Source organism: Streptococcus catagoni (genome assembly GCF_011421425.1).
Lineage (GTDB): Bacteria > Bacillota > Bacilli > Lactobacillales > Streptococcaceae > Streptococcus > Streptococcus catagoni.
The window spans coordinates 126,740-151,503 of sequence record NZ_WPCW01000004.1; the positions used below are offsets into that span (position 1 = coordinate 126,740).

Annotated in this window: 25 protein-coding genes, 1 tRNA gene, 1 other RNA gene and 2 pseudogenes; 20 read left to right on the top strand and 9 right to left on the bottom strand. The window is 35.3% G+C overall.

Annotated elements, in window-relative coordinates; translation table 11 throughout:
* The first annotated feature begins 16 nt into the window (after positions 1-16).
* From srlA to HBN42_RS08165, 14 genes and pseudogenes are all read left to right on the top strand, one after another.
* Positions 17-565: a PTS glucitol/sorbitol transporter subunit IIC gene (gene srlA, locus HBN42_RS08100; RefSeq protein ID WP_165994548.1), complete on the top strand. Its 549-nt coding sequence runs from the start codon at positions 17-19 to the stop codon at positions 563-565.
* A gap of 18 nt (positions 566-583) precedes the next feature.
* A complete protein-coding gene (srlE, locus tag HBN42_RS08105; RefSeq protein ID WP_165994549.1) occupies positions 584-1,573 on the top strand; it encodes a PTS glucitol/sorbitol transporter subunit IIB in 990 nt (329 codons plus the stop codon).
* Between the two features lie 32 nt (positions 1,574-1,605).
* Entirely contained in the window at positions 1,606-1,971 is a 366-nt protein-coding gene (locus tag HBN42_RS08110; protein WP_165994550.1) for a PTS glucitol/sorbitol transporter subunit IIA, read from the top strand.
* A gap of 452 nt (positions 1,972-2,423) precedes the next feature.
* Positions 2,424-3,563 (top strand): annotated as a pseudogene (locus HBN42_RS08115) (IS256 family transposase).
* 459 nt (positions 3,564-4,022) lie between these two features.
* The gene (gene galE, locus HBN42_RS08120; RefSeq protein ID WP_165994551.1) at positions 4,023-5,012 is read left to right on the top strand and encodes a UDP-glucose 4-epimerase GalE; all 990 of its coding nucleotides are present in this window, start codon (positions 4,023-4,025) and stop codon (positions 5,010-5,012) included.
* Positions 5,013-5,108: 96 nt separating this feature from the next.
* Positions 5,109-5,453: a hypothetical protein gene (locus HBN42_RS08125; RefSeq protein WP_165994552.1), complete on the top strand. Its 345-nt coding sequence runs from the start codon at positions 5,109-5,111 to the stop codon at positions 5,451-5,453.
* Between the two features lie 22 nt (positions 5,454-5,475).
* A complete protein-coding gene (locus HBN42_RS08130; protein WP_165994553.1) occupies positions 5,476-7,047 on the top strand; it encodes an ATP-binding cassette domain-containing protein in 1,572 nt (523 codons plus the stop codon).
* Positions 7,048-7,176: 129 nt separating this feature from the next.
* The gene (locus HBN42_RS08135) at positions 7,177-7,626 is read left to right on the top strand and encodes a methyltransferase domain-containing protein (protein ID WP_165994554.1); all 450 of its coding nucleotides are present in this window, start codon (positions 7,177-7,179) and stop codon (positions 7,624-7,626) included.
* A 57-nt stretch (positions 7,627-7,683) separates the two neighbouring features.
* Positions 7,684-8,163 (top strand): annotated as a pseudogene (locus HBN42_RS08140) (tyrosine-type recombinase/integrase); the annotation flags it as partial.
* Positions 8,164-8,357: 194 nt separating this feature from the next.
* The gene (locus HBN42_RS08145) at positions 8,358-8,909 is read left to right on the top strand and encodes a GNAT family N-acetyltransferase (protein WP_165994555.1); all 552 of its coding nucleotides are present in this window, start codon (positions 8,358-8,360) and stop codon (positions 8,907-8,909) included.
* A gap of 70 nt (positions 8,910-8,979) precedes the next feature.
* Entirely contained in the window at positions 8,980-9,504 is a 525-nt protein-coding gene (locus HBN42_RS08150) for a GNAT family N-acetyltransferase (protein ID WP_165994556.1), read from the top strand.
* Positions 9,505-9,883: 379 nt separating this feature from the next.
* Complete coding sequence (locus tag HBN42_RS08155; protein WP_165994557.1) at positions 9,884-10,738, top strand: aminoglycoside 6-adenylyltransferase; 855 nt, start codon at positions 9,884-9,886, stop codon at positions 10,736-10,738.
* A gap of 22 nt (positions 10,739-10,760) precedes the next feature.
* Entirely contained in the window at positions 10,761-11,321 is a 561-nt protein-coding gene (locus tag HBN42_RS08160; protein ID WP_165994558.1) for a histidine phosphatase family protein, read from the top strand.
* Between the two features lie 17 nt (positions 11,322-11,338).
* On the top strand, positions 11,339-11,851 hold the full coding sequence (locus HBN42_RS08165; RefSeq protein WP_165994559.1) for a GNAT family N-acetyltransferase: 513 nt from the start codon (positions 11,339-11,341) through the stop codon (positions 11,849-11,851).
* A gap of 84 nt (positions 11,852-11,935) precedes the next feature.
* Here the strand turns inward: HBN42_RS08165 and HBN42_RS08170 are convergent.
* The 8 genes from HBN42_RS08170 to HBN42_RS08205 form a co-directional block, all read right to left on the bottom strand.
* Positions 11,936-12,008, bottom strand: a tRNA-Lys gene (locus tag HBN42_RS08170).
* A non-coding RNA gene (ssrS, locus tag HBN42_RS08175) (6S RNA) lies at positions 12,009-12,204 on the bottom strand. It lies immediately after the preceding tRNA gene.
* An 87-nt stretch (positions 12,205-12,291) separates the two neighbouring features.
* On the bottom strand, positions 12,292-13,560 hold the full coding sequence (locus tag HBN42_RS08180) for a replication-associated recombination protein A (RefSeq protein ID WP_165994560.1): 1,269 nt from the start codon (positions 13,558-13,560) through the stop codon (positions 12,292-12,294).
* A 31-nt stretch (positions 13,561-13,591) separates the two neighbouring features.
* The gene (locus tag HBN42_RS08185) at positions 13,592-14,164 is read right to left on the bottom strand and encodes an aminodeoxychorismate/anthranilate synthase component II (RefSeq protein WP_165994561.1); all 573 of its coding nucleotides are present in this window, start codon (positions 14,162-14,164) and stop codon (positions 13,592-13,594) included.
* Complete coding sequence (gene pabB / locus HBN42_RS08190) at positions 14,148-15,911, bottom strand: aminodeoxychorismate synthase component I (RefSeq protein ID WP_165994562.1); 1,764 nt, start codon at positions 15,909-15,911, stop codon at positions 14,148-14,150. The genes HBN42_RS08185 and pabB overlap by 17 nt, the downstream gene beginning before the upstream one ends.
* 101 nt (positions 15,912-16,012) lie before the next feature.
* A complete protein-coding gene (locus HBN42_RS08195; protein WP_165994563.1) occupies positions 16,013-18,076 on the bottom strand; it encodes an amidase family protein in 2,064 nt (687 codons plus the stop codon).
* A gap of 167 nt (positions 18,077-18,243) precedes the next feature.
* Positions 18,244-18,447, bottom strand: coding sequence for a cold-shock protein (locus HBN42_RS08200; protein ID WP_165994564.1), 204 nt, complete (start codon positions 18,445-18,447; stop codon positions 18,244-18,246).
* Between the two features lie 670 nt (positions 18,448-19,117).
* Positions 19,118-19,405 (bottom strand): 50S ribosomal protein L7/L12, encoded by a 288-nt coding sequence (locus HBN42_RS08205; protein ID WP_165994565.1) that lies wholly within the window; start codon positions 19,403-19,405, stop codon positions 19,118-19,120.
* A gap of 182 nt (positions 19,406-19,587) precedes the next feature.
* On the opposite strand from HBN42_RS08205, the gene HBN42_RS08210 reads away from it, so the two are divergent.
* From HBN42_RS08210 to HBN42_RS08230, 6 genes are all read left to right on the top strand, one after another.
* Entirely contained in the window at positions 19,588-20,058 is a 471-nt protein-coding gene (locus HBN42_RS08210; protein ID WP_165994566.1) for a DUF3013 family protein, read from the top strand.
* 15 nt (positions 20,059-20,073) lie between these two features.
* Positions 20,074-21,027, top strand: a complete 954-nt coding sequence (gene prmA / locus HBN42_RS08215; RefSeq protein ID WP_165994567.1) for a 50S ribosomal protein L11 methyltransferase — start codon at positions 20,074-20,076, stop codon at positions 21,025-21,027.
* The gene (locus HBN42_RS08220) at positions 21,027-21,770 is read left to right on the top strand and encodes a 16S rRNA (uracil(1498)-N(3))-methyltransferase (RefSeq protein WP_165994568.1); all 744 of its coding nucleotides are present in this window, start codon (positions 21,027-21,029) and stop codon (positions 21,768-21,770) included. Before prmA ends, HBN42_RS08220 begins: the two co-directional genes overlap by 1 nt.
* A gap of 117 nt (positions 21,771-21,887) precedes the next feature.
* Positions 21,888-22,394, top strand: a complete 507-nt coding sequence (locus HBN42_RS10160; RefSeq protein ID WP_235925350.1) for an MFS transporter — start codon at positions 21,888-21,890, stop codon at positions 22,392-22,394.
* Between the two features lie 31 nt (positions 22,395-22,425).
* Complete coding sequence (locus HBN42_RS10165; protein WP_235925349.1) at positions 22,426-23,148, top strand: hypothetical protein; 723 nt, start codon at positions 22,426-22,428, stop codon at positions 23,146-23,148.
* Between the two features lie 14 nt (positions 23,149-23,162).
* Positions 23,163-24,188 carry an ArsR/SmtB family transcription factor gene (locus HBN42_RS08230; RefSeq protein WP_165994630.1) on the top strand — a complete coding sequence of 342 codons (1,026 nt, stop codon included), beginning with the start codon at positions 23,163-23,165 and terminating at the stop codon, positions 24,186-24,188.
* Positions 24,189-24,251: 63 nt separating this feature from the next.
* On the opposite strand, the gene HBN42_RS08235 is transcribed toward HBN42_RS08230, so the two are convergent.
* Positions 24,252-24,764, bottom strand: coding sequence for an AAA family ATPase (locus tag HBN42_RS08235; protein ID WP_165994569.1), 513 nt, complete (start codon positions 24,762-24,764; stop codon positions 24,252-24,254).

Genomic DNA, 24,764 nt, shown 5'->3' on the forward strand with positions numbered 1-24,764 from the left:
AACAAAGGAGTTTATGATGGATTACATTACAAAATTCGCAGAAGGCTTTATGAAGCTTTTCCAATTAGGTGGCGAAACCTTTATTAGTTGGATGACAGGGATTGTACCAGTCGTCTTGATGCTTTTAGTTGCAATGAATGCACTTATTGCCCTTCTCGGAGAAGAAAGAGTTAATAAGTTAGCTGAAGTTTCTGCTAAAAATCCTATTAGTCGTTATATGATCCTTCCATTTATCTCAGCTTTTATGCTTGGGAATCCGATGGCTATCAGTATGGGACGTTTTATGCCTGAATATTATAAGCCAAGCTATATTGCTTCACAAATGCAATTCTGCCATACTTCAAATGGGGTATTCCCGCATATCAATCCGGGTGAATTGTTTGTTTGGCTAGGTATTGCTAGTGGTATTAAAACATTAGGATTAAGTCAAATGGAACTTGCTATTCGTTACTTACTAGTTGGTTTAATTATGAACTTTGTAAGTGGTTGGGTAACAGACTTTACAACAGCCTATGTTTCAAAACAACAAGGTATCACTTTAAGTAAAGCAGTTGAATTAGATTAGTAAAGAAGGAGTAGAAAAATGACTTATCAAAGTATTAAAGTAGTCAAAGGTAGTGGTGGTTACGGCGGACCTCTTATTATTACACCAACTGAAGAAAAACATAAATTCATTTATATTACAGGTGGTGGTGAAAAGCCTGAAATTGTAGATAAGATTGTAGCTTTAACAGGTATGGAAGCTGTAAATGGTTTTAAAACATCTATTCCAGATGAAGAAATTGCACTAGCGATTGTTGACTGTGGTGGTACATTGCGTTGTGGAATTTATCCTAAAAAAGGAATTCCAACAATTAATGTTGTAGCAACTGGTAAGAGTGGTCCATTGGCACAGTATATTACAGAAGAAATTTATGTTTCTGCCGTTGGGGTTAACCAAATTACAGCAACAGACGAGTCTGCATCTCTTGAAAATCGTGCTCAAAATGATACAAATAAAGCAACTTATGATACAAGCAAAAAAATCACAGAACAACGTGCTGAATCAAGTTTTGTAGCACGCATTGGTATGGGTGCGGGTAAAGTTGTAGCGACTTTCAACCAGGCTGCCCGTGATGCGATTCAAACAATGCTGAATACTATTCTTCCGTTTATGGCCTTTGTATCATTATTAATTGGTATTATCCAAGGGTCAGGTATTGGGAACTGGTTGGCTAAATTAATGGTTCCTTTAGCAGGTAATATTTGGGGTTTAGTATTGATTGGATTTATTTGTTCTCTACCTTTCTTATCACCATTATTGGGTCCTGGAGCAGTTATTTCTCAAATTATTGGAACACTAATCGGGGTTGAAATTGGTAAAGGTAATATTCCGCCACAAATGGCATTGCCAGCACTATTTGCGATTAACACACAAAACGGTTGTGACTTTATTCCTGTTGCTCTTGGCTTGACTGAGGCAAATTCAGAAACTGTTGAAGTTGGGGTACCGTCAGTCTTATATTCTCGTTTCTTAAATGGTGTTCCACGTGTTATCGTGGCTTGGATTGCAAGTATTGGACTTTATAAATAAAAAAATATGAATCAATAAAAGGGGGAGTTTGAATGGTAAAAATATTTGAAACCAAAGTGACATCTGTTGGTGCAGAGGCCGATGGAATGATAGAAAATGCTAATATGTTGATATTATTCGGTCAAGGGGCACCAGCTGATCTTGCAGAATTTTGTTATACCATTGACAGTAAAAATCTAGATGGTCATATTCAAGAAGGAAGTACATTACTAATTAATCAAAATAATTATAAAGTTACTTCAATTGGAAATGTTGTCGAAAAAAATTTGATAAATCTTGGACATATTACGATCTCATTTGATGGTTCAAGTGAAGGTTCGTTACCAGGTACATTACATGTTGTTGGCTCAGAAATGCCTAAAATTTCTGAGGGTACAACTATTGCATTTTTTGAGTAATTGAAAATAATCTTTTATCATTAACAATTTTCCCATGATCCAAAATTTGACCCCATAATGGATATAAATGTGAAGACTATAATTTTAATTTTATATGCTAACTTTATTTGATATAAAAAGCTATTGATTTTGAGAGAACTCTAGAAGTTCTCTTTTGTTATATGTTGAAATTATGTTGTAAACAAAAATAATATTTTTTCTAAACTGATATCAAAAAGGAAAATAACTTTCTCTACATAACTAGATAGATTATTAATGTAATTTCACTATCTCTTAGAGCAGTATTAGTCAGAAATTTTGTATAAATAACAATAAATAATCTGATTTATTAATTATATATTATTTCTAGCGTATCTGAAAACACGGTAGTGTAAAATATCTTGTGTAAACACAAAAAGGAATAAATCCTGTATAGTAGAGTTGCGAAACTTACTAGAAAGAGATTTATTCCCATGACTCAGTTTATCACAGAATTACTTAGCTTCCTAGCACAAAAACAAGATATTGATGAATTTTTTCGCTCCTCTTTAGAAATAGCTATGAATGACTTCTTACAGGCTGAACTATCAGCTTTTCTTGGTTATGAACCTTATGAAAAAGAAGGTTACAACACAGGTAATAGTCGTAATGGGACTTATTCTCGTCAGTTTGAAACAAAGTATGGTTTAGTAAATTTGATAATTCCAAGAGATCGAAATGACGAGTTTTCACCGGTTTTATTGCCATCTTATGCTAGACGTGATGACCAGCTAGAAGAGATGATTATTAAACTTTATCAGACAGGGGTAACAACGCGTGAAATCAGCGATATTATTGAAGGCATGTATGGACACCATTATAGTCCGACAACTGTTTCAAATATCACTAAAGTGACTCAAGAGAATGTCACTGCCTTTCATGAACGGTCACTTCAAACGAACTACTCAGTTTTATATCTAGACGGAACCTATTTATCTTTACGACGAGGAACAGTCAGTAAAGAATGTGTTCACATTGCGCTCGGAATCACTCCAGAAGGTTACAAATCAGTTCTTGGCTATGAGATTGCCCCTAATGAGAATAATGTCTCTTGGTCAGATCTTCTTAGGAAACTACAAAATCGAGGACTTAAACAAGTTTCTCTAGTTGTTACGGACGGTTTCAACGGTCTTGACCAAATCATTCAACAAGCCTATCCAATGGCAAAACAACAGCGTTGTCTGGTTCACATTGGTCGTAATATTTCCCGTAAGGTCAAGCGAGTAGATAGGGCACCTATTCTGAATCAGTTCAAGCAGATTTATCGTGCCACTGGCTCAGAAGAAGCTAGTAAATTATTAGAACAATTTGTCTCTGAATGGAAACCTCGTTACTAAAAGGTCATGTCAGCACTTGAAAGGACAGGGAATCTCCTAACTTTTTACCAATTTCCACATCACATTTGGTCCAGCATATATTCTACAAACTTGATTGAATCGCTTAATAAAGAAATTAAACGACAAAACAAGAAGAGGATAGTCTTTCCGAATGAAGATGCTTTAGAACGATGCCTTGTAAACACTTTTGATGACTATAATGCCAAGTTCGGATGTCGTATTCATAAAGACTTTTGAGCATGTTTTGATACACTTGACAGTTTATTTGACTAATAGTTAGCAACTCTACTGGAGTGTTTACACAAAATTATTGACAGTATCCGTTTTCTGTTATAATTAATTGTAAACATCAAAAACATTTAAATATTAAATAATATTCTAAAATAGATAACATAGAAAGGCAGTTTTTTAAGTGAATGCAAAAAACTATGAGATATTTCAATGATTTCCAAGTTTAATCATGGTAGGTTGGTGGTTATGTCTACTTGATCTTTTTGAAAGTAATCATATATTCTTAAAAAAACTATATGAATCTATATTTAAAGATTACTTTACGAATAATATTATTTATCAAATATACGATTATTGACAGACTCCCAAAGGTTAATCAACTATTTAATATAGTATTTTTTGAAATTTTGTAGCTATAATATATTAGTGGTATCATTTAACTTATCAAAGATTAGGAGGTTTTTTATGTCAATTTTAGTTGTTGGTGGAGCAGGATATATTGGTTCACATACTATTGAGGAATTAATCAAAAATAATTATGAAGTAATAGTTATTGATAATTTACAGACTGGTCATGTTAAATCATTACCCAAATCAATAAAATTTTATTATGGTGATGTCAGAGATAAAGAATTAGTCACCAAAGTTTTTTCAGAAAATTGTGTTACAGCAGTAATACATTTTGCTGCCAATCTATTAGTTGAGGAATCTATGAGTGAACCACTTCTTTATTTTAATAATAATGTTGGAGGTATGATTTCTTTATTAGAAGTTATGCGAGATTTTAAAGTAAAAAATCTTGTTTTTTCTTCAACTGCAGCAGTTTATGGAGAACCCAAAACAGCATTAGTTTCAGAAGAATCTCATTTAATTCCCAAGAATCCTTATGGGGAGAGTAAATTAATGATGGAAAAAATAATAAAATGGTGTTCAGATGCATATGGAATAAACTATGTTGCCCTTCGATATTTCAATGTTGCTGGAGCTTCTTTTGACTCTAATATAGGAGAAGATCATACATGTGAAACTCATCTTATCCCGATAGCAATTCAAGTTGCAAATAATAAAAGAGAAAAATTAAGTGTATATGGTGATGACTATCCCACTCATGATGGAACCTGTATTAGGGATTATGTTCATGTTGTTGACTTAGCAAAAGCACATATTTTAGCAATGGAATACATTAACAAAGAAAAGCGTAATAATGTTTTTAACGTAGGAAGTTCCAAAGGATTTTCAGTATTAGAGATAGTCAAGAATATTGAGTTGTATACTGGATGTACTGTAAATTATTCAATTGAAAGAAGAAGGCAAGGAGACTCAGCCGTACTAATTGCAAAAAGTGATAAAATAAAAGAAGTTTTAGGTTGGAATCCTACATTTACCAATATGAAAGATATTATAACTAGTGCTTGGAATTGGCATAAAAATAATCCAGAAGGTTTTATAGAATGAATATAATGGAACAAAAAAACACTTTATAAAATGTGTACAGAAAACTGTTGCCTTTCCAGTTCTCAATCCCAGACAATACATTATAGTAATGGGAATATGGGTTATTATGCAATTCAAAATACAGAACTACTATTAGGAACGGATCCTGATGGTGTTGTTTTGGTAGTTAATTATGATGATCCCTATGACTATATAATACGCACTATAAATTATATAGAAACACTTCAGGAGACTAAGGTTATAGCTATTGTCTTATATCCTATAAACAAAGATACAAGATTATCTGTATTAGGAAATTATGTTTCGGATTATGATGAGAAACAAGTATTAGTTTTTCAGGAAGAAGTTGAAGTTAGAACTGGGAAAAAATGCTTCTTAATTGATGATAGTCAAAAAATTGATACTCTTTTTGAAATAATAATTGATTTCTTTGCTGAGTAAATTGAAGCGTGAGGTTAGATCTATGTTTAAATATTTGTGGAAATTTAAGAAAGATAATTCCTTGCTGCTTGTTATCATTGCCTTTTGGGTAATATCTAATGTAATGAGCTCACTATCTCTAACATGGATGTTAGATTCATTAATTAAAGGTAGTTGGGATAATTTTATTCTGTGGAGTATAGTAGATATACTCTGTTGGGGAGGCTATAGTCTTTTTCAAGTTTGGAAAGATACTTTAAAAGAAAAACTATGTCAAAAAGAAATCAATCTTATACGTAATGATTTACTAGATTCTTTAATTACTAATTCGTATGCTGGTAGCAACAATCATAGTAAAGGAGAATATAATTCATGGTTAATAAATGACATGAATTTGTTAAAAGATAATGGGTTTATGCAGTTTTATAATACTGTTGAGAGTATTACAACGGTCCTATTTAATGCTTTTGCTATAATTTATTTTCACTGGGTATTATTGGTGGTGAGTGTTATAATGACAGGTTTGGTTTATTTTGTCCCTAAAATTTTTGAAAAGAGAATTGCTGAGCAAACTGAAATAGTTTCATCGGACTCTACCACTGCACTCAATAGAACAAGCGATTATTTAAGTGGATTTGAAGTTTTTTTCCATAATAATCAGACCTCCTACTTCAAAAAAAGAATATTACAAGACTTTACACAGTTGATAAAATCTAAAGTAAGCTTATCAAAGACTTCAAGTAGTGCAAATTCGCTTTCCATGATGTCAAGTATAATTGCTCAGGTCATAATTTTTATTACAACCGGTTATCTTGTTGTCAAAGGGGATATTACCACAGGGGTAATATTTTCTATCGCTAACCTGACAAGTTGTCTATTTAACTATACTAGAGGCGCAGCCTATAATATTGTTACTTTTAAAGCAACTATTAAATTGTTAGAAAAATATCCTAAAAAAGCTGAAAAAAAATACACTAGTGATAGGATAAATTTTACAGAAACACTCACTTTACGAAATGTTTCTGTAATTTTTGATAATGACAATACTATCCAATATCCAAATATTACTATTAAGAAGGGGGATAAGATTGCTATTGTAGGAGGATCTGGCTCAGGGAAGTCAACGCTAATTCGATTATTAACAGGAGAGTTGATAAATTATGAAGGTGAAATATTTTTAGATAATAAAAATTATAAAAAAATTTCACTTAAAAGTTTACAAGAAATATTTGCCCTAATTCCACAACGTCCGCACATTTTTAAAGACACCTTGCTTGATAATTTAACATTGGGACGTTCTGTAGATAAGACCTTTTTTGCCAATATTTTAAAAACTTCACATGTAGATAATTTTATTAAAGGACGTTTGGAACGTAAATATGAAGATAACTTATCTGGAGGTCAAAAAGCAAGAGTCTCTATTGCGAGAGAATTACTTGGAAATAAACCAATTGTGATTATGGATGAAGGTGTTTCTAATTTAGATAAGGAAACTGCTATTGATATTGAGCAAAAACTTCTTAAATCAAAAGATTTGACTGTTATTATGATTACTCATCATCTATATGATGAAAATAGAGAATTATTTAATTATATTGTTGATATAGGAGTTTAAAAATGGTTCCATGATTCATATGATACAACTTACTTTGATAAGAAGTTATTTATTCAAGAAAGTGAAAGATTATCAGAATCTGTAAGAATAAATAAAGTTGGTATTCTCAATAGTTTTAATTTCTTGAGAATGGAAAATCCATCTCTTATATTAGACTTAGGCTGTGGAATAGGTGAAATATCTTTGGCATTAGCGAGATTTTTTCCAAATTCTCGTGTGATAGGTCTAGACAGAGAAAATAGGTTTATTGCCGAAAACATAAGGAAATACTCCGATCAAAAAAATCTAACCTTTGTTCATAGTGATTGTTATTCCTTAACCTTTGAAAGTAATAGTATTGATCTGTGCTACTCTCGATTCCTCTTTCAACACCTCAGAACTCCAGATTTAGCTATTGCAGAAATTTTTAGGGTTTTAAAGCCTAAAGGAAAAATTGGGATTTTTGATATTGATAAAAAAATAGATATTATCTATCCTTTCCCCGTTCATAGCAAAAAATTTAATACAGCTGAAGCGTTTTATAAAAAATTGATTAGGAATGATTTATATATTGGAAGAAAATTGATTTCATCAGAGTGAAGACAAGAACTTTGTCTTCACTCTGAAGGATTCCAAACTAAGGAATCCTTTTCTTAGGAAGATATTGATTCTGATAAGGGAATCTTTAAAACATATAGAAGATTTAATTCTGAAACGAGTAAGTTTGTTCCACCAAAGAATAAAACTTCAATCAGAATTGTTCCAGTTGATAATGAATGTCTTGAAATTTTGAAAAATCTCCAGATTGAGCAAAATCGATCAAATAAAGAGCTTGGATTACAAAATACAAACAATATGGTTTTCCAACACTTTGGTTATCCTAATAGTGTACCAAGTACAAACGGTACAAATAAAGTTCTAAGATGTATTGTTCAAGAGATGAATATTGAACCAGTTATTACGACAAAAGGTGCTAGGCACACCTATGGAAGCTTCCTATGGCATCGAGGATACGACTTAGGAATCATTGCGAAAATTCTTGGTCATAAAGATATATCTATGCTTATTGAAGTCTACGGACATACACTTGAAGAAAAAATTGCTTTAGAATATACTAGTATCAAAGAATTATGGTAATATAAGAGAATATTAAAATTTTTATGGGATAAATTTATAATGATATTTGGGATTCAGAGTACTTTATAGAATAGATGTATTAAAATTAACGTTTAATTCCATAAAACTGATATTCGTTTAATCTCTTGAGGTTTTTATATTTTTAATATAACAAAATATAGTATAGTATTATTTTATATGGACGGGGTATAGCTTTGGAGATTTCAAAAATTTTTTTCAACACAAAAAACAGCTCAGAGGTAGAAATAAGGAGTCCTAAAGAAAGCGATTCTGAAAACTTTATTTCTTATCTATTTAAAACTGCTGGTGAGACTGAGTTCATATACAGATATCCTGAAGAATGCCATGTTTATACTCCTGAAAAAGCGAAACAACTATTTAAAACAATAAATGAATCTGAAACTGAAGCTATGTTATTATGTTTAAAAGATAACGAGGTGATTGGAGATTGTCGTATCTCATGGAATAAGAGAATAAAGACAAAACACAGAGCAAGTCTTTCAATTGCTATTTTACAAGAATATTGGAGTCAAGGAGTAGGCTCAAAATTACTGACAGAAGCAATTAGGCTTGCCAGTCATAATAAAGATATTACACAAATAGAACTAGACTTTGTCGAAGGTAATTCGAGATCCAGAGCTTTATACGAAAAATTTGGTTTTAGAATAACAGGTGTGAAACCAAATGCAATTCGATTAAGAAATGGAAAATTATTGAATGAATACTCAATGGTAAAAGAATTCTAAAAAACACACAGAAAATAAGAAAACATAAGTAAATTTAAATTCAAGTATGAAATTTAGAAAGGAATATTGAATGAATATTAAACTCGTGAAATTATCATATGATTATAAAGATCAACTCGTTGATATGCTTACTGAATGGAAGGAAGATATTGAGACTAATCATACCGATTCTTCTCCCTGGATGATATTTAGAAATGACTTTAATCATTTTGATTACTATTTAGAAAATCTGGAAATTAAAGAAGAAACAGACGACGGTAGAGTTCCGGATACAACACTGTTTTGTCTGGATACAGATCGTAATATTTTTGTAGGGGCTGTAAATATTCGACACTATCTAAATGAAGGACTACTAAGGACAGGAGGTCATATTGGAGATGGTATTCGACCTAGTGAACGAAGAAAAGGTTATGCTACAGCTATGCTTAAGCTTGCCTTAATTGAGTGTAAGAAAATGGGTATCGATAGAGTCTTAATGAGTTGTGATAAAGGTAATATTGGTTCTGCTAAATCAATCATTAATGTTGGTGGTGTTTTAGAGAATGAAGTGGAAGAGAATGGAATGATTGTGCAAAGATACTGGATTCAACTTTGATTCATACGAATATATCTTTTTTTATCAGTTTAAGAACAAAGAATTTATTTAAACTATCTCGGAGACAAATGACGGGATAATTACCCTTTAGACATGTAAAAGCCTTTAAACAAAGGTTTTTTTATGTATAGTATGGATGTCCTCTACAAGATGAAACCAAAGTTCTTCAAAGTATGGAAAATTATGATATTAGTTTTTTTAAAAATCTTTGAATCGTAATCTGATGTTCAAAAATATAAAAAATTGAATCTTTGGTGGGCATAAAGGTATTTCCATGCTAATTTAAGTTTGTGACTACATACTTGTAGAAAAATACAAGGATAGTATAAAGATATTAGAAAAAATATGGTAATATAAAGTGAAGTAGGAAGTAGTCATTATGAGAGATGAGCAAGAAATATATAATTTGGTTTTAAACATAGCAAATCGAGATAAGAGAATCGAAGCTGTACTATTGAATGGCTCTCGGGCAAACCCAAAGGTACCGAAAGATGATTTTCAAGATTATGATATTGTATTTGTTACTAGTTTTATAGAAGATATTATTTCTGACACTGATTATCATAAAAAATTCGGTGATATTCTTATAATACAAAAACCAGATGAGGTTAGAAATAAGACGGAATACAATTGTTTTGCTTACTTAATGCAGTTTCAGGATATGACGAGGATTGATTTAAGGCTCATTAAACCAGAATTTTTGGAGGATCATTTAGATGATGCTTTTTCAAAAGTACTTTTAGATAAAAAGAATAAATATCTTGATTATAATTTTGAAAGAAGTTCACTGTACGAAACAAAGCAATTGTCAGAAGATGAAATCAACAAAATTCTAAATGAAATATATTGGGTTAGTACTTATGTAGTTAAAGGGATAGCAAGAAATGATATTATTTATTCAGAGTTTATGATATCTAATCCTATTAAAAATGCCTTTATCAAACTTCTAAAACAAAAAATATTAATAGAAAAAGAGCTAGATTCATTATCTTTTGGAAAGCTCGATAAGGATATCTTACAATATATTACAGATAAAGATCAACTATTGAAAATTTTATCAAATAAATCTTTAAAAGACATTGAGGCAAATTTACGATTTATGTTGGATGAAACAAATCAAATGGCGAAATATATTTCTATAAATAGGAAACTTAATCTGAATCAAGGAGAATACCAATCAGCAATGAAATTTATGAATAATGTTTTGACAAATTCATATCAAGATTTCAACTAACATTATTGCGTAAAGGGATAATATGACAACTACACTTTATTTTATACGTCATGCTGAACCTAATTATAAAAATCATGATGATGTATTAAGAGAATTAACTGAAGTAGGGATAAATTCAAGTAAAGAATTAGTTAATCAATTTTCATCCATTGTAATTGATAAATTTTACTCAAGCCCTTATAGACGATCAATAGATACTATCAAGCCTCTAGCAGATAGTAAGAATAAACAAATTACAACAATTGATGAATTAAGAGAGCGAAAACTCTCTGATGGATGGATTGATAATTTCAATGAAGTGGCACGAAAACAATGGGAAGACTTTAATTATAAGTTGCCAAATGGTGAAAGTCTAAAAGAAGTTCAAGAAAGAAATATTGAAGCATTAAATTCTATTTTAGCAACTTCAAGAAATGAAACAGTTGTAATAGGAACACATGGAACAGCTTTATCAACAATAATAAATTATTATCAAGAAGACTTTAAGTTTGAGATGTTTGATAAATACAAACATGAGTTTCCGTGGATCGTTAAAATCGAGTTTAATGAAAGTGGAAAGAAAAATATAGAAATCATCATATAATAAAGAGAGGTACTCACATGTCACTTGAACTAATTGAAGTGAATCTTCAATCTAATCAAGATATTATTGATTGTGCTTATGAACTGATAAAGAGCTTTTGGAAGATACATAGCAACTATATTCAAACTGATAAAGAGAGTAAGGAAGACTTCAAGGATTGGCAAAGTGAGGGTAATCTTTTCTATCTAGTAAAATTTCAAAACCACTATATTGGTTTCGCAAGATTAGGAAATAGAGGTGCTAAAATTAATTGGTTAGAAGATTTGTATATAGATGAGCAATTTCAAAATAGAGGACTAGGAACACAAGTCATCAATATATTAGAAGATAAAGTAAAACAATACTCGGACTCTTTGTATTTAGAAGTAGCTTCAAGAAATTTGAGAGCAATGAAATTATATAGAGAGTTAGGCTTTGATTGTCTAAACTCAATTACTATTCGTAAAGATTTTCAAAAAGAAAATTTTGAAGTAATTGAACGTCAGAAAATTTCAGATTTTCAATTTGACATCAAAAAATATAATAAATAATTTCGGGGACAAATGATGGGACAAATCCTCTTTAGATAAGCAAAAAAGCCCTATAAATAAGGCTTTTTTTTCATTTTTGCACTATGCCCCCTACAGGGCTCGAACCTGTGACCCATAGATTAAGAGTCTACTGCTCTACCAACTGAGCTAAGGAGGCAAGAATGCTGTATTGGCACCGGTGGTTCACGATTTGTATTGATCCCGCACAATATAAGCAGGTGGGTAACGCGCCCTCTCTTGGAAGTTGCTTCCGCGTGATACGGCTTGCAGACTAGAGTGGAACTTTGTTTCCCGAAAATACAAAGAAATAGTCGGTCAACACTTAGATGTGAACTCGTATGCCACAGCAATTTTTTCTTTATATATATGATACCATTTTTTGAAATTTTTTCAAGGCATAGAGAGGTTTTTTTGTAAACGGTTGCTAATTTTTATGTTTTTTAGTGAGAAAGCTTGTCAATTCGCTCTTTATTTGTTCCCAGCGCCCGCTCATACTTGCCCGTTTCATTGGCTTCAAAATAATTCTTATGGCGCAATTTATCTGGCAAATATTGCTGCTTAACCCATTTCTCAGGATAAGCGTGGGGATAAAGGTAATTTTGGGCATTGCCTAATTCTTTACTGCCGGAATAATGGCCATCACGTAGATGCTTAGGAATAGGCAGATTGCCTGACTTCCGTAAGTCACTGAGTGCTGCATCCATTGCTAAATAAGCAGAGTTGGATTTTGGTGAAAGGGCTAAATCAATAACAATATTAGCAATTATAATCCGAGCTTCAGGAAAGCCAATTTTCTGAGCGGCATCAAGGGCCGTGACGGTGTGGATCTGAGCATCAGGATTGGCCAAGCCGATATCCTCATAAGCAATGACTGTCAAGCGGCGTGCTAAAGAAGGCAGGTCTCCAGCCTCAACTAATCTTGCAGCATAATGTAGGCTGGCATTGACATCAGAACCCCGAATCGATTTTTGCAGAGCAGACAAGACATCATAGTGACCGTCCCCATTTTTATCCATGGTAATATAGCTACGCTGCAAACTATTTTCCAGGGTGTCCAGACTAATATGCCGACTACCGTCTTTTTCTGGCCTAGTTGACATGACAGCTAAATCAAGGGAATTATAGGCTGAACGCAGATCCCCATTTGTCGCGGTGGCAATAAAATCAAGAGCCTCCTCATCAAGAGTAATCTCAAAGTCATAGCCCCTTTCTTTGTCGGAAATAGCAGAGCTGATAGCCTCTTTGATATGGTCATTTGAAAGGGGTTGCAGCTCAAAAATTTGAACACGGCTTCTGATGGCTGGAGTGACTGAAAAGAAAGGATTCTCAGTAGTGGCACCAATCATAATAATCTTGCCATTTTCTAAGAGCGGCAGCAGGAAGTCCTGTTTAGTTTTGTCTAATCGGTGGATTTCATCCAGTAGAAGAACCAGTCCACCGGAGAACTTGGCTTCCTCAGCTATTTCTTGAAGCCTTTTTTTAGTATCTACAGTGGCATTAAAGGTGCGAAAGGCATATTTGCTTGTGCCAGCAATAGCACTGGCTATGGAGGTTTTACCAATTCCCGGAGGGCCAAAAAGAATCATGGATGACAACATATTGGCATCCACCATACGGCGAATAATTTTTCCCTCGCCAACCAGGTGTTTTTGACCAATGACTTCTGAAATTGTTCTGGGGCGCATGCGCAAGGCTAAATTGTCGGACATAGCTGTCACCTCCTTTGATGAAAAATTTGACTTATAGGTGCTTAGGGATAAGGTCGACAAAGTGTTCAATCATTGCCATTCCTTGTGGACTTCCAATACTTTCTGGATGAAATTGCATGCCATAAAGGGGATAATCTTTGTGACGGAAGGCCATAATATCGCCGTTCTTATCATCTCGAGCTGTCACGATAAAGTCATCTGGCAAGCTATCAACAATAATAGAATGGTAACGCATTACAGTTAAGGAAGTCGGTAACCCTTCAAAAAGTGGGCAGGGAGCTGTAACTGATATGCGGCTTTGTTTGCCATGCATGACCTCACTAGCTAAACATAATTGACCGCCAAAGTTTTGGGCAATGGCTTGGTGACCCAGGCAGACACCTAAAATGGGCTTTTGTCCAGCAAATTGTTTGATCATAGCGGGCATTTGCCCTGCATCCTCCGGCCAACCGGGTCCGGGTGAGAAGACCAGTGCCTGTGCTTTCTCAGCCAGATGAAACAGCTTGGGATCGTCGTTTTTAAGAACCTGAACTTGTGCTTTTTCAGACAGGTATTGTGCTAAATTGTAAGTGAAAGAATCGTAGTTATCAATTAATAGTATCATCTGATTCTTCCTTTCTGGTCAAGGCTTTAGAGCTAAGTGTCAGTTCAAAAAGTCCACGGACGCTATTTGCCCCATAAATATGCTCTGCTTTTTGCAAATCTTCAACAGTCAGTCTCTTTTCAATCAGATCCCCGCTGTCAATGAGAGATTGGCGGAAGATACCTGCTAAAATGCCAAGAGATAGAGGTGGGGTGTAAAGTTGTCCATCTATTTCTAAAATGAGGTTAGCAATGGAGGTCTCTAGCAGAAAGCCTTCAGCTGTGTGATAGATGTGCTCATGATCACTTGTGCTGAGATGGGGTCTGTGACTGGTTTTGAAATGAGCAAAGGGAAGTTGAGCCAGGTCTAATTTTTGTAAGCATAAGTCAGCCTGTAAAAAGCTTTCTGATAAGTCACTCAAGGGTTTAATATCCAGTGAGAAGTCCCCCTGCCGATTGAGTTCAATGCCCAAATTGTAAGTCTGACAGTCAAGTTTTTTGACGTGCTGGGCAATAAGCAGACGTAACTTTTCTTCATCAAAAGGGTAGGCAAAATAAGAAGCACTGTCCTTAAGACGTTTGATATGTTCTTCTAAAAAGCTCAGCTTATTGTTTTGAACAAGAGCTCTTGTTTTAAGAGTAAAGGGTAGCCGTTTACGATAAAGGACGGCTGTTTTTTGATGAACTTCCTCATATTCACTTTGCCAATTACTGTCCCAGGTAATACCACCGCCAGCTCCGTAGATGGCTTGATGACCAAAGAGCTGGATAGTTCTTATCCCAACATTAAAAATCTTATGACCATTAGGCAAGCAAATACCTAGACTACCACAATAAACACCGCGAGGCTTAGGTTCTAAGCGGTTAATGATAGCCATAGTGGCCTGCTTGGGAGCACCTGTGATAGAACCACAAGGAAAAAGTGCTTGGAGAATATCTGATAAGGAACTATTCTCCTTTAATTGCCCCTTAATGGTAGAAGTCATCTGCCAGACAGTTGAATATTGTTCCACATCACATAATTTAGTAACACTGATACTGCCTGTCTTGCAGATTTTTCCCATGTCATTGCGTAGGAGATCAACGATCATCATATTTTCAGAGCGATTTTTAGGATCCTGGGCTAACCATTTCTTTTCTTTTTTATCTTCAAGGCTATTGACACCACGCTTGGTCGTTCCTTTCATGGGACGTGTTATCAATTCCTCCCCTTTTTGCTCAAAAAATAATTCCGGGCTAGCTGAAATGATAGCCGTTTGATCATGGGCAACATAGGCATTGTAGCCAGCTCCTTGTTCGACAACCAATTGGTTGTAAATGGCTAAGCTGTCTGCCTGGTTGAGCTCCTGAGTCAGTTGAATGGTGTAGTTGACTTGGTAGGTGTTGCCCTGTCTCATCTCATGATGAATGGTTTGGATAGCTTTTTGGTAAGTTTCTTGACAAGTAGAGCTCTGCCAATGGCTTCCCAAATCAACAGCTTGATAATCTGTGGGGATAGCTTCTTCTTGGCAGCTGTCATGAACAGTAAAGTAGGCAAAATATTCTTGTCCTAGCACTTGAGGATGTGTGGCCAGCTTGGAATCAAAAAAACGAGCGGCTTCGTAACTCAAGTAACCAACGACATAATAGCCTAGTTTTTGATAATGTTCTACTTCAGCAATCACTTGTCCCACGTCTTCTAATCGTTGGGCAATCATTTCTTTCATTGGATTGACAAACTGGTAGCGGCAACCCAGATCTTTAAAATCAATAATTGTTTTTCTATGCATGCCCCAATTATAACATAAATTCCTTCTTGAGAAGGGCCATTTTTAGGCTTAAAAAAGCTCTCAACCAGGATCTAGAAAGGCCCAGGCTTAAGAGCTTTTGCTTAGTTTTTCTTTTCTTTACTTGCAAGGCTTCCAAGTGCGATAGAGCCTAAGAATAGGCTGATCCCAGCTAGCTGGAGAGAACTTTCTTTTTGACCAGTGCTTGGTAAAAAGAAAGCAGTAGCTTCCAAAGGTTTTTTCTTACTGGTAGAAGGGGTAGAGGTTCGAGTGGCTGCTAAGGTCTGAATTTTTTGACTTGGTGAGACTTGGATCATAGCAGGGCTGATCAGATGGTCACTGATTTTAGCATCTGTCAATTCTTTTGGAGTTTGGACTACCTGATGAGACCAGAATGTTTGAAAAAGCTGTTTATCTTCGAAAAGTTTACCTAATTCTAAAAGAAGTCTGTCCTGATTAGCTGCGCTATTAAACAAAATCCCTAAAGGTAGACCATCCTTAGTCAGGTGAGTTGGTAGAGACAAGGACGGAGTTCCAGTCAAATTGGCTAACTGTGTAAAGGGAGTTAAGGTCCAAGCTGGCAGCCATTGCTGGTAAATGAGATTCAATTTTTCTTCTTTTGAATAAGAAGACATATCTGCCAGAATTGGTTTTAGGTTTTCTGGGATATGATGGTAATCAGCACTTGGGGCAGAGTAAGCTGTGGTTGGACTTAGGAAAATAGGATACTTTTTATAGAAGTTGTTTAAGTCTTCAGTCATTTGTCCCACCTGCGCCCAAGCAGCATCAAGGTCTGCCTTTGTTAGGTCTTTCCCTGTTTGATAAAGGGCCCAAGAGAGCGGTTCAACATCTTCTTTTTGCAAGTGGCGGCCCAGCTTTTGAGTGGCCAGAAAATCAATAGTCAGTGCCCCTTTGGCAGCAATGGTATAGTAGGCTTCCATCATTTTTTTACCATCTACTGGATAATTGACCTCAACTGTTTTAAAGCCTTCCTTATTTAAAAATGCGACGGCCTCCTTGACTGCCCTTATGGCTTCGTCACTAATAGGGGTTCCAGCCGGTGTTTTGGTACTGTAAGCAATAGGCATATCTTTAGACAGGTGTTGACTGGTTTGACTGGCCTTAGCTTGATCTTTTAAGAGAAATTCAAAGAGTTTTTGCGTATCTTCCATGGTTTTTGTTAGGGCAAAATGGCTGACATTATTTGTGCTAGCAGAGCTATTAGCTTCTAAAATTCCACGCGTTGGATGTAAGCCGATCAGCCCTGTCCATGAAGCAGGAATCCGTGTTGAACCACCACCATCAGAGGCACTAGCTAGAGCAACCTGACCAGAAGCGACCGCAGCAGCAGAACCTCCAGAAGAGCCACCAGGGTTATTATTAATATTCCAAGGATTGTGACTATTACCATATAAGTCAGAATTGGTAACATTTATCCATCCCATTTCAGGAAAAGCAGATTGGCCGATAACGACAAAACCAGCACTCTGAAGAGCTTTAACAAAGCTACTTGTTCCCTTGCTGGTCTGCCCTGCCATAAAAGATAGACCGCTAGTATTTTGCCCACCTGCAATGGTATGACCCAGACCTTTAACCAAAATAGGAACTTTATAAAAGGGTTGACCAGTATCAGTCATAGCTGCACTTTCTTGGCGTGCAGCAGCTTCTCTAAGGCTAATGACATTGTTAAGATCAGGATTAGTGGCTTTAATTGTCTCCAAGGCATAAGTCAGCAGTTGATCACCAGTAATCTGTTGGCTGCGAACCCATTGAGCCTGTTGAGAGGCGCTGGCTTTACGAAAATCCTCAATACTAATTTGGGTCTTTGCTTGAACTTGGGAAGAATTAAGACTGACAATATTAGCTGGCTTTGGGCTTGAGAGATTTTCTTTGCTAGGACTAGTAGCGTCACTTGCCTTTGTTAGACTGGCTTCTCTAGGGCTGTTATTTGGACTTGTAAGAATTAGCTGACTATCAGATGGCTTATCAGTCAGTGATCCCTGCTTACTTGGAGAAGTTTCTTGAACAATGGGGGCTACAGTAGCATTGGACTTGGGCTCAACTTGATTAGCCTGGGTAGTCTGAGGCAAGAAGAAAGCACTGCCTAGTAATATAGTGGCTACTAGGATAGGACGGGACTTCAGAGCAAGGTGTTTTTTGATAGTCATTTCTAATCTCCTTAAAATCAATACTTTTATTGTAATCTTATCGCCATAAATTTCAAGTGAAACGTTTTCCAAAATAAAAGTTGAGAAAAAAGACTTTTTGACAACTGCTGTCAAAAAGCCTGAGACTACTAAAAAACCATAACTTATAAGTTATGGTTAATAAAATCTTATGATAATTTTATGATATTAGATGCTTGAGGGCCGCGTTGACCATCAGTAACATCAAATTCTACTTTTTGATTTTCATCTAATGATTTAAAACCATTTGATTGAATTTCAGAGAAGTGAGCGAAAACGTCTGAACCGTTTTCTTGTGTGATAAAGCCGAAGCCTTTTTCTGCGTTAAACCATTTTACTGTTCCTTGAGCCATGTAATAGATACCTCTTTTTTTTATTTGTAAAAAACTTATTAAGAGGGAAAACAAAAGATAAACTGATACTTTGACTCAAAAAACTTAATTACAGTCTTCACTCTAACAGAATAAGTTGCAGAAGTCAATAGGAAAAATTCCACGATTAGAGGAAAACAGTTAACTTAGACCATACCTAGGCGTTTTGTGGTGCTAAATAAATAATAAAATAAAAGTTAAAAAAGGACTAACTTCAAGATAAATACACTAGAAATGAAGATTATCTCAATTGTTGTCATAATCTTATTTTCTTGAAAGGGGGTGACACTATTTAAGAAAACATTTTTTTGATGGGCATCTTTTCGACCTTTATATACATTTGGAACAAACCATTCTATTGCAAAATAGGCCAAAAATACAAAGAGAAAAAGAAACGGAGGATTATAGAAAGCAATGAAATAGGAGCCAATTAAAATTAATATAATTTGCATTAGTTTACAAAAACGGACTTGGTTTAATGACTTACACTTACTCATGGTTTCTTTCTCCTTATTTTACAATAATAATACTATTAGCAACTTAATTAAGCAAGGGAATTGAGGAAGATGAGAGAATTTTATCTATTTAATTTTGTACAAAAATTCTTCTTTTTAAGAGAAGTTTACGTTTATATTTGAAATAAATCATAAGATTACAAGTTATCAATATATTCTTTTGCTTTTGTTAGGTCAGCTCCTGTTAATTCTCTTATTTTTTTAATGGCTTCAATATTTTTCCCTTCATTTTTCAGACTTAATAGTAAAGCTTCTTCGTTCTCAGAAAGATTGAGCGACACTATTTCTTCATGACCAGTTAAACGGCAGAGTTCATCTAATTGTTTTTGCATTTTCTTTATTTTTTTATCTTTGTTTGAATTAGTTAGCAAACTCGTAACCAAAATTCCATATAAACCCAATATGAACAACCAAGTATAGTCCATAAACTCCTCCTTTAGAACAGTGATTATAGCAGAATTCTTAAACTAATTGATATTATAAGTATAGAGTATATGAAATTTATTGAGAAGATATTGCTATTTATCTCCTAAAAGGGGGAACCTGAAAATACTGCTGAATTATGCTACAATAGTTAAAAATATAAAGAAAAATAGGTAATAAAACAATGGCTAAATATGGTTTTTTAACAGTTTTAGAAGAGGAAATGGATAAGCATTTTCATTATGATTATGCTATGGATTGGGATAAGAAAAACCATGCCGTGGAAGTGACCTTTATTCTGGAAGCACAAAATGGGGCTGCGGTGGAAACCATTGACGACCAAGGGGAAGTCACAAAAGAAGATATTGTCTTTGAAGACTATGTGATCTTTTACAATCCTGCTAAAAGCACCTTTAACAAGGAAGACTATTTAGTTGCTATTCCTTATGAACCTAAAAAAGGATTGTCACGTGAGTTTCTAGCTTACTTTGCTCACTATTTAAATGATGTAGCAACAGAAGGGCTATCTGACTTGATGGACTTCCTAGAAGATGACAGCAAAATTGACTTTGCCTTAGAGTGGAACCAAGAAGTCTTTGAAGAAGGCCAAGAAGGACTGGAAGAAAAAGAGTTCTTCGCTTATCCTAGATATTGATAGAGGAAAAATATTATGAACACATGGCAAGAATTAACTGTGACCGTCCATCGTGAGGCCGAAGAGGCGGTTTCAAATATCCTAATTGAAACGGGTAGTCAGGGTGTGGCTATTGATGATAGTGCAGACTATTTAGGACCTGTAGGACTTTTTGGAGAAATATTTCCAGAGGTGGAACAGTCAGAAATGATCACTGTAAGAGCTTATTTCCCAGATACAATGGAAGTCAAGGAACTGCAAAAACAAATAGCAGAGCAATTAGAGCACTTAAAAGACTCTGGTTTAAAAACAGGACCACTAGGTATCAGAAGTCAAGAATTAGTAGAAGAAGACTGGGCTGATAACTGGAAGAAATATTACCAACCAGCTCGTATTACCCATGATCTGACCATTGTACCTTCTTGGACAGATTATGAAGCAAAACCAGAAGAGAAGGTCATTAAGCTTGACCCAGGCATGGCCTTTGGAACGGGCACACACCCAACCACTAAAATGAGCCTGTTTGCCTTGGAACAAGTCCTTCGCGGAGGAGAAACTGTCCTTGATGTTGGAACAGGATCGGGTGTCCTTTCTATTGCTAGCTCTCTTTTAGGAGCAAAAGAGATCTATGCCTATGATTTGGATGAAGTTGCGGTGCGCGTGGCTCAGGAAAACGTTGACTTGAATGAAGGTACTGATAACATCAAGCTGGCTACTGGTGACCTCTTAAGAGGGGTAGAGATCAAAGCTGATGTCATTGTCGCAAATATCCTAGCTGATATCCTCATCCATCTAACAGATGATGCCTACAACTTACTAAAGGATGAAGGCTATTTGATTATGTCTGGTATTATCTCTGAAAAATGGGATATAGTGCGTGAATCTGCAGAAAAAGCAGGATTTTTCCTTGAAACCCATATGATTCAAGGGGAATGGAATGCCTGTCTTTTCAAAAAAACTGATAATAGGCAAGGAGTGATTGGAGGCTAATGCAACAGTATTTTGTAAAGGGCAAGGCTTCACAGGAAATAGAAGTGACTGATAAAGATACCCTAAAGCATATGTTTCAGGTTATGCGTCTGACAGAAGGTGATCAGCTTGTCCTAGTCTTTGAAGATAAGAAAAAGAGACTAGCAAAGGTTAAAGATAGTCAGAAGCATCTCTTAGAAGTTCTTGAAGACTTGTCAGAGGATGTTGAACTCCCTCTTGAAGTAACCATTGTTTCTGGTTTTCCAAAGGGGGATAAATTGGATGTGATTACCCAGAAGGTAACAGAACTGGGAGCCTGCGCCCTTTGGGCCTATCCTGCTGATTGGTCTGTTGTTAAATGGGATGGTAAAAAACTAGCTAAAAAAGCAGATAAGTTAGCTAAGATAGCTCTAGGAGCTGCAGAACAAAGCAAACGTAATCTTATACCAGAAATTAGACTTTTTGAAAAGAAGACAGATTTTTTAGCTCGGCTCTCTGAATTTGATGCTATTTTTGTAGCCTATGAAGAGTCTGCTAAAAGTGGTGAACAAGCTGCTTTGGCGCAAGCTTTAACAAAAGTCAAAAAAGGCATGAAGATTCTCTTTGTTTTTGGCCCAGAAGGTGGCATCTCGCCTCAAGAAATTGAAAGCTATGAAAAGGCTGGGGCACTGAAGGTTGGCTTAGGACCGCGCATTATGCGAACGGAGACAGCGCCCCTCTACGCCCTCAGTGCTATCAGTTATGTTTTTGAATTAAATAGATAAAGCAAGCGGTTAAATATACGCTTGCTTTTATTTTAAAAAAATTAAGTGTTGGCTTTAAATAAAATCCTTGTATAATATTTATTAAATGGTTATTTGATTTATATTAAGGGGATATTTATGAAAACGATGGTGAAGAATCACTTGTTTATGGCAACTTTTTTCTCGGATCTTCTTTCCAATTTTGGTGATGTTGTGTATTATTTGGCTTTAATGAACTATGTTCTTCTTTTGCCAGAAGCAAAGTTTGCCATTGCACTGGTGAGCGTTTCTGAAACCATCCCCCTGCTGACGGCACTGCTGATGGGGATATGGGCAGACCGGGTCAAAAAGAAAGTTGATGCTATTCTTGCAACCTTATTTTTCAGGCTAGCCCTGTACTCTATTGTGGGTATTATGATGGGTTTTAAGCCTGCCCTTTGGATTGTCTTGGCAGCGGTAACGGTTAATATTTTATCAGATCTGTCTGGTCAATTTGAAAATGCCTTGTTTACACCAGTCAGTCTAAGATTAGTGGCTGCTAGCGAGCGCGAAGCTATGTTTGCTTTCCGCCAGGCTGGTTTTTCTGTTTTTCAACTCCTATTTCAAAGTAGCGGTGCTTTACTCATTACCATGATGAGCTTATAGTCAACTCGCCTTTTTGAATTCAGGAACCTTTTTGGCAAGTGCTTTTATTATCTTAGTTCTACGCTCTCAGCTTCAGAGAAAATTAGAAGTGAATCCCATAAAGATAGAGCAAAAGTCTCAATGTCAGGGCTTTAAGAATGTCTTGGTTACTGAAATGACAGTAGCTTTTAAGGCTTTGGAGAAGTTGTCTGATTTAAAAAGGTCCATTCTGACTATTGTTGGCCTCAATGCTATTCTCACTGTAGAAGACACCCTTATTATATTAACTATAAGGGAAAATAAGTCCTTTAGTTTAGGGACGCCTGCAGCTACTTTGGCCATCATAGCCATTGTTGGCATGCTTGGGATTTGCTTAGGTAGTATTCTTGTTTCAAAAAATAAACATAGTATTTCAGTGGTCTCTCTCTTGCTTTTTTCTGCCTTGTTTTTAAGTCTTTTATTATTGGCCTTATGGCTGCAAATAATTTATCTGGTGCTCTTAATGACCTTTGGATTGACCGTTCTTATTGGTTACTTTAATCCTAAAATTGAAGCATTGATTGCTAATACCGTACCTGAAAATCAACTGGCAACAATACAAGGAGGACTGACAAGCCTCTTTACCCTGGGGATGATCTTTAGTCGGCTAATCATCTCACTCCTACTGATCTACTTTAGTGCCAAAAATCTGTCTGCACTTTTATTCTTGCTTTCTCTAGTCTTGTTGGGGTACACTATTATTAATACTAGAGTGGTAGCCATCAAAATTAGTTAGGAAAGATGATAGACATGCATTATACCTATTCAGAAGAAGCTAGTTCCATTGTGGAACAATTATTTCTGCCCTTATTTGTTTTTGCAGATGAAGAAGAGATATGGGATTTCACGCGCAAAGAAAAGGAAATATTAAAAGATAGCTTTGCAATGTTAAGAGAAATAAAAGATCTCTTGATCCCCTTTAAAGATCAGATTCAGTCTTATTATTTAATGGGGGTTGGCTGTAGCCTTTTACATTCTGTCTATTTCTACCTAGAAAGGACAGGTCGCTCTTGTCAAACTGTCGAAGAAGTCCATAACTATGCCTTAAAGTTTTCTGATTCTGAGATACGGGAGTGTTTGGCATTTCTTTTGATGACTGAAGATAGCGATTTTGAAAAAGATTTTTGGGACTTACTTGATGACAGTACCTTGAAAGAAGATAGAAAGTGGTACTACAGCCAATTCTATCGTAAGCCCCAAAATAGTATGAAGGAGCTGATCCACCTATCTAGACAACTTGTAAAAATTTATCAGCCCTACTTAGAAAAAGGCTTGCTTGAAAGAAGGCACTATGCTAAATCCTTTAATTTAGATACCTTAGCTAAGGAGACTCCATTTCTAAATCTTAAGTCCATGTTAGAAGATAAGAAGGAAATCAGCTTATTTATCCTTAGCCCCTGGCTGACCAGACTATCCCTTATTTCACTAGAGCCTAGAGAAGATGCTCAACTAGCTATAATAGTAAGTTGTCAGGTTGAAAAATTGCTGACGGATAAGAGAGAACTTGATCATGAAGATTTTTCTATGGTTTTAAAATTACTGAGTGATACCACAAGATACCGTATTCTCCTGCAAGTATTAAAACCACATATGAAAAGTAAAGTTATTGCGCAGGAATTAGCTATTACTGGGGCTGCAGTTTCCTTTCATACCCAAAAGCTTATCAATGCTCAGATCTTACAATTTACTGCTAATGAACAAGAAAATAAATACCAGATCAATAAGAATTTGCTCAATCAGGTGTTGGATAAAATTAAAGCTGATTTTGACTTATAAAAGAACACCTCATATAGCATTTTGCTATATGAGGTGTTCTTTGTTATGAAAGGTAATTGACTTTTATTGTTGATAGATATTCTTTAGAATAATGTCTAAGGCTTGCTTGATAGGGATGTCCGCAGTAAAATATTTTTCATTAAAGAGGTTGAGATAATCTTTTTCATTCCACCATCGTTGTAAGGCTTCTACTCCAAAGTCATTAGCTTTAGGACGACCTGTATGCCTCTCAAGTGTGACCTCAAAAGGGAGATCATAATAATAGGCTTGGATCTGAAGACCTTCTTTTTGTTCAAGATAGTCCCAGAGAGGTTGGTACCAGTCTTTTTTGAGTATGCCTTCCAAAATGATATGATCACAGTTTTTACTTCCATACTCTAAGAGTGAGATTAGAAGTGGGATGGTTGGTGTGTCAAAGCCATCATTGGCAGCCAACATGTTTCGTCGAAGATAATCTTGAGATAGTAGTAGAGTCTTTTCACCGAGTTCTTTTTGTAGGGCTGTGGCGAGGCTACTTTTCCCACTGGCAGCGTTACCGCGAATGATAATGAGTGTGGTTTTATTGTTCTTTTTCAC

Bases quoted from the DNA above. Each gene is read 5' to 3' on its own strand.
- HBN42_RS08210 (WP_165994566.1), top strand. From the start codon at position 19,588: ATGGCTAAATATGGTTTTTTAACAGTTTTAGAAGAGGAAATGGATAAG.
- HBN42_RS08200 (WP_165994564.1), bottom strand. From the start codon at position 18,447: ATGGCTCAAGGAACAGTAAAATGGTTTAACGCAGAAAAAGGCTTCGGC.
- HBN42_RS08195 (WP_165994563.1), bottom strand. From the start codon at position 18,076: ATGACTATCAAAAAACACCTTGCTCTGAAGTCCCGTCCTATCCTAGTA.
- HBN42_RS08185 (WP_165994561.1), bottom strand. From the start codon at position 14,164: ATGATACTATTAATTGATAACTACGATTCTTTCACTTACAATTTAGCA.
- HBN42_RS08110 (WP_165994550.1), top strand. From the start codon at position 1,606: ATGGTAAAAATATTTGAAACCAAAGTGACATCTGTTGGTGCAGAGGCC.
- HBN42_RS08180 (WP_165994560.1), bottom strand. From the start codon at position 13,560: ATGTCCGACAATTTAGCCTTGCGCATGCGCCCCAGAACAATTTCAGAA.
- HBN42_RS08205 (WP_165994565.1), bottom strand. From the start codon at position 19,405: ATGGACTATACTTGGTTGTTCATATTGGGTTTATATGGAATTTTGGTT.
- HBN42_RS08165 (WP_165994559.1), top strand. From the start codon at position 11,339: ATGTCACTTGAACTAATTGAAGTGAATCTTCAATCTAATCAAGATATT.
- srlE (WP_165994549.1), top strand. From the start codon at position 584: ATGACTTATCAAAGTATTAAAGTAGTCAAAGGTAGTGGTGGTTACGGC.
- HBN42_RS08130 (WP_165994553.1), top strand. From the start codon at position 5,476: ATGTTTAAATATTTGTGGAAATTTAAGAAAGATAATTCCTTGCTGCTT.
- galE (WP_165994551.1), top strand. From the start codon at position 4,023: ATGTCAATTTTAGTTGTTGGTGGAGCAGGATATATTGGTTCACATACT.
- HBN42_RS10160 (WP_235925350.1), top strand. From the start codon at position 21,888: ATGAAAACGATGGTGAAGAATCACTTGTTTATGGCAACTTTTTTCTCG.
- HBN42_RS08150 (WP_165994556.1), top strand. From the start codon at position 8,980: ATGAATATTAAACTCGTGAAATTATCATATGATTATAAAGATCAACTC.
- prmA (WP_165994567.1), top strand. From the start codon at position 20,074: ATGAACACATGGCAAGAATTAACTGTGACCGTCCATCGTGAGGCCGAA.
- HBN42_RS08155 (WP_165994557.1), top strand. From the start codon at position 9,884: ATGAGAGATGAGCAAGAAATATATAATTTGGTTTTAAACATAGCAAAT.
- HBN42_RS08125 (WP_165994552.1), top strand. From the start codon at position 5,109: ATGGGTTATTATGCAATTCAAAATACAGAACTACTATTAGGAACGGAT.
- HBN42_RS08220 (WP_165994568.1), top strand. From the start codon at position 21,027: ATGCAACAGTATTTTGTAAAGGGCAAGGCTTCACAGGAAATAGAAGTG.
- HBN42_RS08135 (WP_165994554.1), top strand. From the start codon at position 7,177: ATGGAAAATCCATCTCTTATATTAGACTTAGGCTGTGGAATAGGTGAA.
- srlA (WP_165994548.1), top strand. From the start codon at position 17: ATGGATTACATTACAAAATTCGCAGAAGGCTTTATGAAGCTTTTCCAA.
- HBN42_RS08160 (WP_165994558.1), top strand. From the start codon at position 10,761: ATGACAACTACACTTTATTTTATACGTCATGCTGAACCTAATTATAAA.
- pabB (WP_165994562.1), bottom strand. From the start codon at position 15,911: ATGCATAGAAAAACAATTATTGATTTTAAAGATCTGGGTTGCCGCTAC.
- HBN42_RS08230 (WP_165994630.1), top strand. From the start codon at position 23,163: ATGCATTATACCTATTCAGAAGAAGCTAGTTCCATTGTGGAACAATTA.